Raw genomic sequence first — 14929 nt, 5'->3', positions numbered from 1 at the left:
TATGGCCGTGGATGACCTCCCGCAAGAAGATCTGAGATTGCTCGTGCAGAGCATCCGCGATTACGCCATCTTCATGCTGGACCCGCGCGGCAGGATCGTGAGCTGGAACGCCGGAGCTCAACGCATCAAGGGCTACACGGCCGAGGAGATCATCGGCACCCACTTCTCCGTGTTCTACCCGCCCGAGGACGTGGCGGCCGGCAAGCCTCCCATGGAGCTGGAGGCGGCCGCCGCCGACGGCCGGTGGGAGGAGGAGGGGTGGCGGGTGCGCAAGGACGGCACCCGCTTCTGGGCGAGCGTGGTCATCACCGCCCTGTTCGACGAGAGCGGCGACCTGCGCGGGTTCGGCAAGGTGACGCGCGACCTGACCGAGCGGCGCAGCATGGCCAGGGCGCTGGACGAGCGCGGCCTGCTGCTCACCCACCTCGTCCAGGCCCAGGAGCGGGAGCGCCGCCGCATCGCCTCCGACGTGCACGACGACACCATCCAGTCCATGGTGGCGGTCGGGATGCGGCTGCGCGCCCTGCGGGAGCGGCTGCCCGCGGAGTACGCCGCCGCCGTCGCCCCGCTGGACGACGCCGTCGAGGCCGCCGTGGACCGCCTGCGCGACCTGGCCTTCCGGTTACGGCCGCCGGGCGACGGCCTGGCGGAGGGGCTGGCCGCGTACCTGGAGCGGGAGATGGCGGGCATGGCGTACGAGCTGGTGCTCGACCTGGACGGCGAACCGCCCCCCGAGGCCGCGATCACCGTGTTCCGCATCTGCCAGGAGGCCCTGACGAACGTGCGCAAGCACGCCGGGGCGAACTCCGTCAGCGTGCGGCTGGTCTCGCTCGACGGCGGCGTCCACGCGCGCGTGCGCGACGACGGGGTCGGGCTCGCGAACCGGGAGAGCCGGGACGGGCACTTCGGGCTGATGGAGATGCGCGAACGGGCCGAGACGGCGGGCGGCTGGTGGGACATCCGCGGCGCTCCCGGCGAGGGCACGACCGTGGAGTTCTGGGTGCCCGCCGTCCAACGGGCGGCGTCAGGACCGGGCGAGCTCGGCCTGACCGGCACCGCCCCACCATGACCTGGACCGCCTCTGTCGGGATCCGGACCGCGAGACGCAGACCCAGGGCTTCAACCCTGGGTCCTTGACTACGAGGATGCGTCCGGCCACGTCCACGACCTGATCTCGGGGGTGTCCTCGCCGTGGTCGCGCGTGTGGGCGCGGGCCCGCAGCCGGGCGTCGCTCATGCGCTGGCGCAGATGCGCCTGGGTGGCGCCGAGTCCCGGCACGCGGTCGATGACGTCCATGACGAGGTGGTAGCGGTCGATGTCGTTGAGCATGGCCATGTCGAAGGGCGTCGTCGTGGTGCCTTCCTCCTTGTAGCCGCGCACGTGGATGTTGGCGTGGTTGTGGCGGCGGTAGGTGAGCTGGTGGATGAGCGATGGATAGCCGTGGAAGTCGAAGATGACCGGCTTGTCGGTGGTGAAGAGGGTGTCGAACTCGGCGTCCGGCATGCCGTGCGGGTGCTCCGACGGCGGCTGGAGCCGCATCAGGTCCACGACGTTGATGACCCGTACTCGCAGGTCGGGGACGTGCTCGCGCAGCAGGGCGGCGGCGGCCAGCGTCTCCTGGGTGGGCACGTCGCCCGCGCAGGCCAGCACCACGTCGGGGGCGGCGCCGTCGTCGGTGGAGGCCCAGGGCAGGATGCCCAGGCCGCGCGTGGTGTGCGCGACGGCCTCCTCCATGGTGAACAGGTCCAGCACCGGCTGCTTGCCCGCGACGATCACGTTGACGTAGTCGCGCGAGCGCAGGCAGTGGTCGGCGACCGACAGCAGGGTGTTCGCGTCCGGCGGCAGGTAGACCCGCACCACCGACGCCTTCTTGTTCACCACCACGTCGAGGAAGCCCGGGTCCTGGTGGCTGAACCCGTTGTGGTCCTGCCGCCACACGTGCGACGACAGCAGGTACGTCAGCGACGCCACCGGCCGCCGCCACGGGATCTTCTGCGACGACTCCAGCCATTTCGCGTGCTGGTTGAACATGGCGTCGATGATGTGGATGAACGCCTCGTAGCAGTTGAACAGCCCATGGCGGCCCGTCAGCAGGTAGCCCTCCAGCCAGCCCTGGCACAGGTGCTCGCTCAGCACCTCCATCACCCGCCCGCCGGGGGCCAGGTTCTCGTCCGTCGGCAGGACCTCGGCGTTCCACGCCCGGTCCGTGACCTCGAACACCTCCGACAGCCGGTTCGACTCGGTCTCGTCCGGGCCCATCAGCCGGAACGTCCGGGGATTGGCGGCGATCACGTCACGCAGGAAGCCGCCCAGCACCCGCGTCGGCTCGCTCGACTGCGTGGCGGGCGACTTGACCTCGACCGCCAGCCTGCGGAAGTCGGGCAGCCGCAGCGGCGCGAGCAGCTCGCCACCGTTGGCGTGCGGGTTCGCGCTCATCCTGCGCGTGCCGCGCGGCACGGTGTCCAGGATCCCCTGCACGGGCCTGCCGCCGGAGTCGAACAGCTCCTCCGGCCGGTACGAGCGCATCCACTCCTCGAGCATGGCCAGGTGGGCCGGGTTCTCGCGGACCTTGGAGAGCGGCACCTGGTGCGCCCGCCAGGTGCCCTCGACCTGCTTGCCGTCCACCTCGCGCGGCCCCGTCCAGCCCTTCGGCGTGCGAAGGACGATCATCGGCAGCCGGTCGGCCGCACCGCGCTTGTAGGCGGCCATCTGGTCGAACGCGCTGTCCAGCGCCCGTGCCATCTCCCCGTGGTCGGGGCCCACCACGTGGGGGCGGTAGCCGTACCCCTCCATGAGCTTGAGCAGCTCCGCCTCGGGGACGCGGGCGAGCACGGTCGGGTTGGCGATCTTGTAGCCGTTCAGGTGGAGTATGGGCAGCACGATGCCGTCGCGGTCGCGGTCGAGGAACTTGTTGGAGTGCCAGCTCGCCGCGAGCGGGCCCGTCTCGGCCTCGCCGTCGCCGATGACGCACGCCACGACCAGGTCCGGGTTGTCGAACGCGGCCCCGTACGCGTGCGCGAGCGAATAGCCCAGCTCCCCGCCCTCGTGGATCGAGCCGGGCGTCTCGGGGGCGACGTGGCTCGGGACCCCGCCGGGGAAGGAGAACTGGCGGAACAGCCGGCGCATGCCCTCCACGTCCTGCGAGATGTCCGGATAGCGTTCGGAGTACGAACCCTCCAGCCACGAGTGCGCCACCGCGGCGGGCCCGCCGTGCCCGGGACCGGCGATGTAGATCATGTCCTGGTCCCGCTCCTTGATCACCCGGTTGAGGTGGGCGAAGCAGAAGTTCAGCCCGGGTGTCGTGCCCCAGTGGCCGAGCAGGCGCGGCTTGACGTGCTCCGGCCGCAGCGGCTCGCTGAGCAGCGGATTGTCCAGCAGGTAAATCTGCCCGACGGACAGGTAGTTCGCCGCCCGCCAGTACGCGTCGATATGGTCCATGCCTCTGCAGCTTCCTCCACAGGACGTGCTGAATCCCGGGCCGGCCCGATAGGGTGGCGCATATGGCTCTGAGGAGTTCGCTCTGGTATTCGGGAAACGACCGCAACTCCTACATCCACCGGGCATGGATGCGGCGCGGCCTGCCCCGCGAGGCGTTCGAGGGCGGCAAGCCGCACATCGCCATCGCCAACACCGCCTCCGACCTCACCCCGTGCAACTCCCACCTCAACGAGGTGGCCGAGAGCGTCGCGCACGGCGTCTGGGAGGCCGGCGGGGTCCCGCTCAACCTGCCGGTCGTCTCCTTAGGTGAGACAAACGTGCGGCCGACCGCCATGCTCTGGCGCAACCTGGCCGCCATGGCCACCGAGGAGATGCTGCGCGCCAACCCCATCGACGGCGTGGTGCTGCTCGGCGGCTGCGACAAGACCATCCCGTCGCTGCTCATGGCGGCCGCCTCGGTCGACCTGCCCGCCGTCGTGATGCCCGGCGGCCCCATGCTGACCGGCCACTTCCGGGGCGCGCCGCTCGGCTGCGGCACCGACGTGTGGCGCCTGAGCGAGGAGGTGCGCGCGGGCACGCTCTCCCGCGAGGCGTTCCTGGACTCCGAGTCGTCCATGATCCGCAGCCGCGGCCACTGCAACACGATGGGCACCGCCTCCACCATGGCCTGCATGGCCGAGGCGCTCGGCATGACGCTGCCCGGCACCGCCGGCACCCCCGCGCCCGACAGCCGCCTGCTCGAGCGCTCCCACGAGACCGGCCGCCTCGCCGTGCAGCTGGTCAAGGAGGAGCGCAGGCCGAGCCAGGTGATGACCAGGGCCTCGTTCCTCAACGCCATCGTCACCCTCGCCGCCGTCGGCGGCTCCACCAACGCCGTCGTCCACCTGCTGGCCATCGCCGGCCGCCTCGGCGTGGACCTCGCCCTCGACGACTTCGACCGCACGGGCTCGGGGGTGCCGCTGCTCGTGGACCTCCAGCCGGCCGGGCGGCACCTGATGGACGACCTGTTCAGGGCGGGCGGCCTCGCGGCCGTGCTGAAGGAGGTCGAGGACCTGCTCGACCCGCAGGCGATCACCGTCACCGGGCGGCCCCTCGTCGAGCACCTGGCGGGCGCGGAGATCTGGGACGAGAGCGTCATCCGCCGCCGCGCGACCCCGCTGCTGCCCGACGCCGGCATCGCCGTCCTGCGCGGCAACCTCGCCCCCGGCGGCGCGGTGATCAAGCCCGCCGCCGCCTCGCCCGAGCTCCTGCGGCACCGCGGCCGGGCCGTCGTCTTCGACAGCATCGAGGACGTGTACGCCCGGCTGGACTCACCCGACCTCGACATCGACGAGACCTCGGTGCTCGTCCTGCGCGGCTGCGGCCCCAAGGGCTACCCCGGCATGCCCGAGGTCGGCAACCTCCCGCTGCCCGCCAAGCTGCTGGAGAAGGGCGTGCGCGACATGGTGCGCATCAGCGACGCCCGCATGAGCGGCACCGCGTACGGCACGGTCGTCCTGCACACCGCGCCCGAGGCGGCGGCCGGCGGCCCGCTGGCGAAGGTGCGCACCGGCGACCCCATCGTGCTCGACGTGGCCGCCAGGCGGCTCGACGTGGACCTCCCCGACGCCGAGCTGGCCGCCAGGGAGCCCGTCTTGCGGGGGCACGCCACGCCCTTACGCGGGTGGGAGCGTCTCTACGTCGAGCACGTCACCCAGGCCGACCGCGGCGCCGACCTCGACTTCCTCGTCGGCTCCAGCGGCGACCACGTGGGCCGCGAATCCCACTGAGCGCTTAAAGACTCCCCTCCGCCGCGCGAGGAATCAACCTCATGGGGTAAGGGTTGGCAGGGACAATGATGATCCGGTTTTGGCGACACGAGGAGCAAGCGTGAACGGCGACATCACCCAGAGCCAGGAGTGGGCGGCTCTCGGCAAGCACCACGAGGAGCTGGCGGGCAGACATCTGCGCGAGCTGTTCGCCGCGGACCCGGGCCGGGCCGAGCGCATGACCGTGACCGCCGGCGACCTCTACCTCGACTACGCCAAGCACCGCGCGACCGGCGAGACGATCGACCTGCTGGTGTCCCTGGCCGAGCGCGCGGGGCTGCGCGACAGGATCTCCGCCATGTTCGGCGGCGAGCACATCAACGTCAGCGAGGACCGCGCCGTCCTCCACGTCGCACTCCGCATGCCCCGTGACGCCGAGCTGGCCGTCGACGGGCAGGACGTGATCGCCGACGTGCACGCCGTGCTCGACAAGATGAGCGCGTTCTCCGACCGGGTCAGGTCCAAGGAGTGGAAGGGCGCCACGGGCAAGCCGATCGAGACCGTGGTCAACATCGGCATCGGCGGCTCCGACCTGGGCCCCGCCATGGCCTACGAGGCGCTGCGCGACTACGCCGACGCGGGCATCGCGGCCCGGTTCGTCTCCAACATCGACCCCGCCGACATCACCGGCAACCTCGCCGGGCTCGACCCGGCGACCACGCTGTTCGTGGTCAGCTCCAAGACGTTCACCACGCTCGAGACGCTCACCAACGCCAGGGTCGCCCGCCGCTGGCTGGTCGAGGCCCTGGGCGAGGAGGCGGTCTCCAAGCACTTCGTGGCCGTCTCCACCAACGCCGCGAAGGTCGCCGAGTTCGGCATCGACACCGACAACATGTTCGGCTTCTGGGACTGGGTCGGCGGCCGCTACTCCTACGACGGCGCCATCGGCCTCTCCCTGATGATCGCGATCGGGCCCGAGCGCTTCCGCGAGATGCTGGCCGGCTTCCACACCATCGACGAGCACTTCCGCACCGCGCCGTTCGAGGCCAACATGCCGGTGCTGATGGCCCTGCTCGGCATCTGGTACGCCGACTTCTTCGGCGCCGAGACCCGCGCCGTGCTCCCGTACAGCCAGCGGCTGCACCGCTTCCCCGCCTACCTGCAGCAACTCACCATGGAGTCCAACGGCAAGTCCGTGCGCGCCGACGGCAGCCCCGTGACGGCGGCCACCGGCGAGATCTTCTGGGGCGAGCCGGGCACCAACGGGCAGCACGCCTTCTACCAGCTCCTCCACCAGGGCACCCGGCTCGTGCCGGCCGACTTCATCGGCTTCGCCGAGCCGTTCGAGGACCGCGAGGGCATGCACGACCAGCTCACCGCCAACCTCCTCGCCCAGACCTCGGCGCTGGCGTTCGGCAAGACGGCCGAGGAGATCGCCGGTGAGGGCACCCCGCCCGACATCGTGCCGCACAAGGTGATGCCCGGAAACCGGCCCACCTCCACGATCCTCGTGCCCAAGCTGACCCCCTCGACGCTCGGCCAGCTCGTCGCGCTCTACGAGCACATCGTGTTCGTGGAGGGCACCATCTGGGGGGTCGACTCCTTCGACCAGTGGGGCGTCGAGCTGGGCAAGAAGATGGCGCTGGACCTGGCGCCCGCGCTCACCTCCGAGGAGGCGCCCGCCACGTTCCCCGACGCCTCCACCGAGCGGCTCGTCCGGAAATACCGCGAGCTGCGCGGAAGGCGCGTCTGACATGGGGCACACACGCGCGCACGGCACGGAGCGGGCGGGAGCGCTGGTGCTGTTCGGCGTCACCGGTGACCTCGCCCGCAAGATGGTCCTGCCCGCCCTCTACCGCCTCACCGCCGACAGCCGCCTCGACCTGCCCATCATCGGCGTGGCCAAGACCGACATGGACCTCGACGGGCTGCGCGAGCACGCCCGCGAGGCCGTCGGCGGCGTGCGCGACGCCGCCTTCGACAAGCTGGCCGGCAACCTCCGGCTGGTCAAGGGCGACTACCGCGACCCCGAGACGTTCGCCAGGCTGCGCGAGGAGGTGGCGGGCAAGGGCTTCCTCGTCCACTACCTCGCCGTCCCACCGGCGCTGTTCGCCGCGGTCGCCGAGGGGCTGGCCGGGGTGGGGCTCAACCAGCACGCCAGGCTCGTCGTGGAGAAGCCGTTCGGGCACGACCTCGACTCCGCCCGCGCGCTCAACGACGAGCTGCTGAAGCACTTCGACGAGGAGCACCTGCGGCGCGTCGACCACTTCCTGGGCAAGGAGCCGGTCGAGGACCTCATGGTCTTCAGGTTCGCCAACACCCTGCTCGAGCCCATCTGGAACCGCAACCACGTCCGCAGCGTCCAGATCACCATGGCCGAGGACTTCGACGTGCGCGACCGCGGCGCCTTCTACGACGCCAACGGCACCATCCGCGACGTGGTGCAGAATCACCTGCTCCAGCTCCTCGCCATCCTCGCCATGGACCCGCCGCCGTCCACCGACGCCCGTGCCCAGCTCGACGAGAAGTGGCGGGTGCTCCGCGCCGTCCAGGCCATCGACCCGTCCGACGTCGTACGCGGCCAGTACGCGGGCTATCTCGACACCGAGGGCGTGCGCCCCGGCTCCACCACCGAGACGTTCGTCGCCCTGCGCGCCTACGTCGACAACTGGCGCTGGGCCGGCGTGCCGTGGTGCTTCCGCTCCGGCAAGGCGCTGCCGACCACCGACCTGGAGATCGTCGCCGAGCTGCGCAGGCCGCCGGTGACGATGTTCCGCGGCGGCGACGCGCCCGCGAGCCCCAACCTCATCAGGTTCCGGCTCCAGCCGGACGCCGGGGTCACCTTCGACCTGCTGGCCAAGGAGCCGGGCAAGCAGCACACCAGGCCGGTGCCGGTCAGCGTCGACTTCACCAAGGTGCTCGGGCCGATGGAGGCCGCCTACGAGCGCGTCCTCACCGACGCCATCAGCGGCGACCCGCGGCGTTTCGCCAGGTTCGACCTGGTGGACGAGTCGTGGCGGATCGTCCAGCGGGTGCTCGACCTGCCGGACGCGCCGCTGCCGTACGAGAAGGGGTCCTGGGGGCCCGAGCCGGCGGCGAAGATCGCGCCGGGCGGCTGGCACGAGATCTCCACCACGTTCGACTGAGGTGGCCAGGCGGGCGATCCGTGGTAACGATGGGGCATGGACATCATGAAGGTGGTCGAGCAGGCGCAGGACACCGCGACCGTCAGACGCGTCTTCGGCGAGCCGATCCGGCAGGGCGACCTCATCGTCGTCCCGGTCGCCAGGGTTCTCCACGGCGGCGGCGGAGGGCATGGGCAGGGCAAGGACGAGAAGGGCGATGAGAGGGGCAGCGGCAGCGGCGGCGGCTTCGGACTCAGCGCCACGCCCGCGGGCGTGTTCCTGATCAAGGACGGCGACGTCCAGTGGCGGCCCGCCGTCGACGTCAACCGCATCGTGATCGGCGGCCAGATCGTGCTCGTCGTGGTGGCGCTGACCATCCGCTCCATCTTCAAGAAGTGGCGGCGTAGGCGGTGACGTGCTGATCGACCTGCTCGGCGCGGAGCTGGCCTTCCGCGACTTCCTGATCCCCGGCTCCAACCTTCCGGTGCGGCAGGCCCCGCTGGACGGCTCGGCCTCGCTCGTGCGCTTCCCGCCGGGCTGGGCCCGCGCCGAACACGGGCACTACCTGGCGGGGGAGGAGTTCGTGCTGCTGGAGGGTGAGCTGCGCGTCTCCGGCATCACCTACCGGGCCGGGCATCACGGCTGGCTGCCCGCCGGGACGCTGCGCCACTCCAGCGCGGCCCCCGGCGGGGCGCTGGCGTTCACGTCCTTCGACGGGGAGGACACCTGGGTACGCAGCGAGCTCGACGAGCCGGACGGCCCGACCCTGCGCACGCCGCTCGAGACCGTCGTCATCCCCGAGGGCGGCCTGCCGCTCACCCCGCACTCCGCGCTTCTCGACACGCCCGTCCACCTCGACCGTCCGGCCGAGATGATCACCGTGCCGACCTGGACGTGGGAGCGGTCCACCTTGATCCCGGAGGGCCGGGTGCTCGTAAGATCGACCGCATGATCTCTCTGGCGCAGATCGCGGGTTTCGGCGCAATTGTGATGCTGGGGGCGATGTCGCCCGGTCCCGACTTCGCGGTCGTCGTACGCCGCTCCGCCGTCTCCGGGCGCCTGTACGGCATGGCGGCGGCCATGGGGATCGCCGTGGGCGTGTTCGTCTGGGTGGTGGTGGCGGCCACCGGCATCGCTGCCCTGCTGGCCGCCTCCGCGATGGCGTTCACCGTGGTGAAGGTGGCCGGGGCCGCCTACCTGCTGTACCTGGGGGCCAGGGCGCTCCACTCCGCCCTGCGCTCGGGCGGCCGGTTCAAGCTGGACCTGCCCGATGCCGGGGGGCGCGGCGCGTGGGCGGCGTTCGCGGAGGGCCTGTTCACGAACGTGCTCAACCCGAAGGCGGCGCTGTTCTTCGTGGCACTGGTGCCGCAGTTCGTCAGCTCGGTGGGCTCGGTGGCCCCCTTGGGGGAGACCCTCGTGCTGTCGGTGATCGCGCTGGTGGGGACGGTCGCGTGGTTCCTGGTGGTGGCGAACGTGGTGGGCACGCTGCGCAAGCTCTTCGCCCGGCCCGTCGTACGGCGGGTGGTGGACGGCCTGACCGGCACCGCCCTCATCGCCCTCGGCGTCAAGCTGGCCGCCGCCTCCCGCCCGTGAACGCGCGGCGCGTCATGAGACGGTGACGCCCAGCAAATGCCCGAGCCCGAACGTCACGGCGGCGGCTCCCGCGCCCAGCGCGAGCTGCCGCAGCCCGCCCAGCCACCACGGCCGCGCGGTCATCAGCGCCACCGCCGCCCCGAACCCGAACAGCGCCAGCACGCTCACCACCACGGCGAGCACCAGCCCGGAGGCCCCGAGCAGGAACGGCGCCAGCGGCACCAGCGCCCCGGTCGCGAACGCGCAGAACGACGAGGCGGCGGCCACGTACGGCGAGGGCAGGTCGTCGGGGTCCACGCCCAGCTCCTCGCGCACGTGCACCCGCAGCGCCTGCTCGGGATCGACCGACAGCCCCGCCGCCACCCGCCGGGCGAGGTCGTCGTCGAGCCCCCGCGCCCGGTACAGCGCCGCCAGCTCAGCCTGCTCGCCCTCGGGGTTGCGGGCCAGCTCCCGCCGCTCGACGGCGATCTCCGCCCGCATCAGCTCGGTCTGCGACTTGACGGAGGTGTACTCACCGGCCGCCATGGAACAGGCGCCGGCGATCAGCCCCGCGGCCCCGGCCAGCACTGCCCCCCGCCCCGCTCCGGCGGCGCCCACGACTCCGGCGATCAACGCGAGATTGGACACCAGCCCGTCCATCGCCCCGAACACCGCGGGTCGCAACCACCCACCGGTGACATCCCTGTGACTGTGGTGCTTTTCCGGCGAATACGGCCGCGTCAACTCAATCGTCATGAAATGCCTCCACTTTTCCGATATTTCATCGAAATGTAGGCACACATCACCAAGATCCGCAACGAAGGCGAGGCTTCCCTGAGCTGCGAAGAAGCGGGTACTCGCGTAACGGGCGCGCGGCGGGTCAAGGGAGTGTAATGTCGTCGCGTCACTTTGTGTGATCGTGTGAAGGCGGCCAGAAATGAGTTCTCAGCCGATTGCGGGGTGGTTGGTCGCACATCCGCCGCCCATGCGGACCCTCCTGTTCCCGGTCGGCCAGGTCACCGGTTACACCGTCGATGACTGGCTCAAGCTGCCCGAGGCCGGGGAGCGCATCGAGTTGATCGACGGGAGTTTTGTGATCAGCCCGCTGCCCACGGCGCTGCACGCGCTGTGCGCCGGCCGCCTGCGGACGATTCTCAGCGCGGCGGCCGGCCCGGAAGGGCTCGTGGCGGTGGAGAGGGTCGGTGTGCAGGTGGTGGCGGACGGCTTCCTGCCCGACGTCGCGGTGCTGCCCCGCGACCTGGTCCTGGAGCGCGCGGATGTCTTTCTCGCCTCAGAGGCGGCCGCGGTGGCCGAGGTCGTCAGCCCGGGGCCGGGCAATCGCCGACGAGACTACGAGATCAAACCTCCGAAATACGCCAAAGCCGGCATTGAAGTGTTCATCAGGGTCGAGATCGAAGGCGCCGACATTCCGCAGGTCGAGGTGCTCGAGCTGGGCCCGGACGGATACGAGACAGTCAGCCGCGCCAAGGCAGGAGAGATGCTGACCTTGACCAAGCCCTTCCCCGTGTCGTTCGATCCCGCCGAGCTACTCGAGGCATAGGCCGCGGCGCCCGCACCACCAGGCGCCGCGTAAGAAGGACGGTCAGGCGTGGACCGGGGCCGAGATGGTGGGTTCCGGGGTGCGGATGAGGGCGGCGCAGTCGTCGATCGCCTCTTCCAGGAGCCGGCGCAGCAGCGCGTCCGGGTCGGCGATGCAGGCCTGGACGATGCCCACCACGGACAGCTGCACCGCGTTCGGCGCCGCGTACCGGCGGAAGCCCTTCTCCGTGATCCTGGCCGCGCGGCTGAAGCGGCGGGCCTGCTCGGCCGCGTGCGGCACCTCTTGCATCGCCCGGCGGCTCAGCTCGCCGAGCCGTCCCGACGGGGCGCCGTCGAGCCGGGCCAGCATCTCCTCGGCCGCCAGCACCGACACCGCGAGGGCGAGCTGGCGCTCGGCCGCCGCCACCGGCAGGGCCGTCGTGGCGCAGCGCAGCGCGATCTGCGCGTCCACCCTCAGGTCGTCGCTGGCCAGGCCGATGATGGACGGCACGAGCCGGACGAGCTGGGCGCGGCTCTCGTCGCTGGTGTTGTCGTTGACCAGGCGGGCGAGGGCGGCCAGCAACGGGTGGGTGCAGGCCGGATGGTCGCTCCACCGTTCCCCTGCCAGGTAGGAGGCCAGCTCCATGAAGCAGGCACCGCGTTTCGGGTTGCGATGTCTGCCGCGGGACAGGACCGGCATGTGATCAAGCTGATTGTCCACGGGTGCTCCACTGCTCCACGCGATCGCCGTCTGTCCAGTCTGCGCTGCGGCGACCGCCAACGCCAGTGATGTGCATTCCTGGTTACTGTTCCCTCAACTCGGGATGTCGCACCTATATCCGTGCGGGATTTGCCGATCCACGAACACCGCCACCGTGCGGCCCGGGACCGTCAGTGTGCCGGTGGCCCGATCGAACGCCGACTCCCGTACGACCGGGTCGCCGGAGGCCGCCTGCACGGGGTGGAGCGAGACCTCCCGCCCTACTAGGGACTCCACGACCTGGGCGCGCGTGTACGGGGTGGCGTTGAGGACCACCGTGACCGACGACCACCGCGGGTCCAGCCCGGACGTGTCCACCTGCATCGTGATCACCCCCTCGTCGGAGGCCGGGAAGGACAGCCGGCGGCGCACCTCGACGGCGGACCCCAGCGCGAACGCCGGTGACGACGCCCTGATCCGCAGCAGCTCCCCGAACCGGGCCCGGCAGGTCTCGATCTCCGCGCAGCCGGGCCGCAGCGCCGGGTCGGCCAGCAGCGGCCGGGCGTACGGCCACCTGTCCTCGTTCTCGGCCCGGGGCGGCAGGCCCCCGCCGAACCCGTTCCCGGCGGCGCAGTCCCACAGCAGCCGGTTGAACCAGTCGCCGGAGTCGTAGGAGTTGCGGTCGAGCGACTTCGACCGTAGCCGCTCGCTGCCCGCGTGCACGAACGCCGGACCCTGCGCCAGCAGCACCGTGGCCAGCGACAGCACCTGCATGCGCACCCGGTCGGACATCGGCGTCCACTGCGGCAGCTTGTACGCCAGCGCGTCGAAGAGCGTCTCGTTGTCGTGCGCGTCCACGTACGCCACCGCCTCGCCGGGCTCGGCCGCGTACCCGGCGGGAGCGCCGTTGTAGGAGATCTCCGAGCCCTTCCGACCCGAGGGCAGCACGTAGTCGCGCAGGCTGCCGGTCAGCCCGACCCTGACGAGGTCGGCGTAGTAGGCGAGCCGGGCCCGCTGCTGCTCGGCCATGCCGTTGGCCGGGGACCCGTTGGGCGCGCCCGCCAGCCCTGAGCCGAACCCCTGCACCCGGGGGTCGGCGTCGAACGGGCTGCCGCCGCGCACCGCGTCGCGCAGCCTGTCGGTGAACGTGCCGATGCCGGTCCCCGCCAGGTTCGCCTGCGTGGCCTGCTCGAACCTGGCCCCGTCGGCCACCTCGCCGAAGTTCCAGCCCTCGCCGTACAGGATGATCGACCTGCCGTCCACGCCGTCCGCGGCCGGGGTCAGCGCGTCGAGGGCGCGGCGGACGGCGAGGAGGTTGGCCTTGGGGTGGTGGCCCATGAGGTCGAAGCGGAAACCGTCGATCTTGTACTGCTTCGCCCAGGTGACGACCGAGTCGACGACCAGCCTGCCCATCATCGTGTGCTCGGTCGCGGTGTTGGGGCAGCAGGTGGAGTCGGCCACCGTCCCGTCCTCCAGGAGCCGGTGGTAGTAGCCGGGCACGACCGGGTCGAGCATCCCGGTGCAGTGGGTGTGGTTGTAGACCACGTCCATGACCACGCGCAGCCCGGCCCGGTTGAGCGCCGCGACCATGCCGCGGAACTCCCTGATCCGCCGGTCGGGGTCCGTCGCGTACGAGCCCTCGGGCACCGTGTAGTGCAGCGGGTCGTACCCCCAGTTGAAGGAGTCGGTCGCGGCCGTGCGCGCCACGCACTCCTGCTGGCGGTCGGAGTCGGGGGGCAGCGCGGCGAAGTCGCAGCCGGGCTCGGTCCTGTCGGCCGCGCGCTCGGGGACCGTGGCGAAGTCGAAGACCGGCAGCAGGTGCACGTGGGTCAGCCCGTCGCCGGCCAGCGCCCGCAGCTCCCGCATGCCGGCCGAGTCCGCGCCGAAGGCCGCGTACGTGCCGCGCAGCCCGGCCGGGAGGCTCGCGTCGGAGGCGGAGAAGTCGCGCACGTGCAGCTCGTAGATCGTCGCCCGGTACTGGGGGACGGCCGGGGGCTTGGCGAGGCGGTCCCAGCCGGGCGGCTTGAGTGCGGGGCTGTCCAGGTTGACGAGCCTGCTGCGCCCGCCGTCCGGCGTCACTGCCACCCCGTACGGGTCGGTGACCTCGTTCGTGCCCGAGTGGAGCGTGACGAGGAACGTGTACGCGCGCCCCCACCACGTCGGCAGCCCGCGTACCGACCAGACGCCGGTCTCGTCGTCGCGCCGCATCGGGTGGAGCGTGCGCGCGCCGGCGCCCCGGCGCGGCCACCACCCGCCGCCGTACAGGGCCAGCTCGACCTTGCGCGCGGTCGGCGCCCACAGCGAGAGCTCCGGGAACAGCCGCCCTGCCGGTCCGAGCCTGGCGCGGGCGGCCGCGGCGTACAGGTCGTCGAGCACGCCGGGGATCTGCACCCCCGTGGCCGCCAGCAGCGCGCCCGACGCGTCGCGCTCCTCGGCGACGACCCGTTCGCGCAGCGCCGCACGCACCAGGCCGGCATCCTGAGGGTCCACCTTCAGCGCGGTGTACGACGCCAGGTGCGGCCAGCGGCGCCGCTGCTCGTCGCTCAGCGTCCCGGGCGTCAGGCGGACGACCTCCGTGCCGAAGGCCAGGGAGTGCCGGTACGACGGGTCGACCTGCCACGCCACCGTGTCGCGGTCGATCCAGTGGGCCCTGGCCTCGCCCTCACGGATCACCACGCTGGCAATCCCCTCTGAAATCTCCGAAAACGACCATCCAGCATCTCTCTCCGAGCGTCATGTCGGCGTACTCCTACCCGCCGCAGCGGTCGTTGCGGCATCCGCTCCGCTGCTCGCCGCGGGCGCCACCA

At 71.5% G+C, this 14929-nt stretch carries 12 protein-coding genes; 8 read left to right on the top strand and 4 right to left on the bottom strand.

Going from position 1 to position 14929, the window contains the following annotated elements:
• Window positions 1–37 precede the first annotated feature (37 nt).
• Window positions 38–1069 carry a PAS domain S-box protein gene (locus AB0H84_RS38930; RefSeq protein WP_357616178.1) on the top strand — a complete coding sequence of 344 codons (1032 nt, stop codon included), beginning with the start codon at window positions 38–40 and terminating at the stop codon, window positions 1067–1069.
• 68 nt (window positions 1070–1137) lie between these two features.
• Here the strand turns inward: AB0H84_RS38930 and AB0H84_RS38925 are convergent, their stop codons facing one another.
• On the bottom strand, window positions 1138–3438 hold the full coding sequence (locus AB0H84_RS38925) for a phosphoketolase family protein (RefSeq protein WP_357616175.1): 2301 nt from the start codon (window positions 3436–3438) through the stop codon (window positions 1138–1140).
• Window positions 3439–3500: 62 nt separating this feature from the next.
• On the opposite strand from AB0H84_RS38925, the gene AB0H84_RS38920 reads away from it, so the two are divergent.
• The 6 genes from AB0H84_RS38920 (at window position 3501) to AB0H84_RS38895 (ending at window position 9904) form a co-directional block, all read left to right on the top strand.
• Complete coding sequence (locus tag AB0H84_RS38920) at window positions 3501–5207, top strand: IlvD/Edd family dehydratase (RefSeq protein WP_357616173.1); 1707 nt, start codon at window positions 3501–3503, stop codon at window positions 5205–5207.
• A 100-nt stretch (window positions 5208–5307) separates the two neighbouring features.
• Window positions 5308–6939: a glucose-6-phosphate isomerase gene (gene pgi / locus AB0H84_RS38915; protein ID WP_357616170.1), complete on the top strand. Its 1632-nt coding sequence runs from the start codon at window positions 5308–5310 to the stop codon at window positions 6937–6939.
• Between the two features lies 1 nt (window position 6940).
• Window positions 6941–8332, top strand: a complete 1392-nt coding sequence (gene zwf, locus AB0H84_RS38910) for a glucose-6-phosphate dehydrogenase (RefSeq protein WP_357616167.1) — start codon at window positions 6941–6943, stop codon at window positions 8330–8332.
• Window positions 8333–8368: 36 nt separating this feature from the next.
• Window positions 8369–8725 carry a spore germination protein GerW family protein gene (locus AB0H84_RS38905; protein WP_357616164.1) on the top strand — a complete coding sequence of 119 codons (357 nt, stop codon included), beginning with the start codon at window positions 8369–8371 and terminating at the stop codon, window positions 8723–8725.
• A gap of 1 nt (window position 8726) precedes the next feature.
• Window positions 8727–9263, top strand: a complete 537-nt coding sequence (locus AB0H84_RS38900) for a hypothetical protein (protein ID WP_357616161.1) — start codon at window positions 8727–8729, stop codon at window positions 9261–9263.
• Entirely contained in the window at window positions 9260–9904 is a 645-nt protein-coding gene (locus tag AB0H84_RS38895; RefSeq protein ID WP_357616158.1) for a LysE family translocator, read from the top strand. Before AB0H84_RS38900 ends, AB0H84_RS38895 begins: the two co-directional genes overlap by 4 nt.
• Window positions 9905–9916: 12 nt before the next feature.
• Here the strand turns inward: AB0H84_RS38895 and AB0H84_RS38890 are convergent, their stop codons facing one another.
• Complete coding sequence (locus tag AB0H84_RS38890; RefSeq protein WP_357616155.1) at window positions 9917–10639, bottom strand: VIT1/CCC1 transporter family protein; 723 nt, start codon at window positions 10637–10639, stop codon at window positions 9917–9919.
• A 229-nt stretch (window positions 10640–10868) separates the two neighbouring features.
• On the opposite strand from AB0H84_RS38890, the gene AB0H84_RS38885 reads away from it, so the two are divergent.
• On the top strand, window positions 10869–11444 hold the full coding sequence (locus AB0H84_RS38885) for a Uma2 family endonuclease (protein ID WP_357616152.1): 576 nt from the start codon (window positions 10869–10871) through the stop codon (window positions 11442–11444).
• Between the two features lie 42 nt (window positions 11445–11486).
• On the opposite strand, the gene AB0H84_RS38880 is transcribed toward AB0H84_RS38885, so the two are convergent.
• Together AB0H84_RS38880 and pulA are read right to left on the bottom strand one after the other, a co-directional pair.
• Complete coding sequence (locus AB0H84_RS38880) at window positions 11487–12143, bottom strand: hypothetical protein (RefSeq protein ID WP_357616149.1); 657 nt, start codon at window positions 12141–12143, stop codon at window positions 11487–11489.
• A gap of 93 nt (window positions 12144–12236) precedes the next feature.
• On the bottom strand, window positions 12237–14798 hold the full coding sequence (gene pulA / locus AB0H84_RS38875) for a pullulanase-type alpha-1,6-glucosidase (protein WP_357616146.1): 2562 nt from the start codon (window positions 14796–14798) through the stop codon (window positions 12237–12239).
• Window positions 14799–14929 lie beyond the last annotated feature (131 nt).

The sequence above is a fragment of the Nonomuraea sp. NPDC050786 genome (assembly GCF_040654115.1).
Classification (GTDB): Bacteria; Actinomycetota; Actinomycetes; order Streptosporangiales; family Streptosporangiaceae; genus Nonomuraea.
This window is presented reverse-complemented; position numbering and strand designations above follow the sequence as displayed.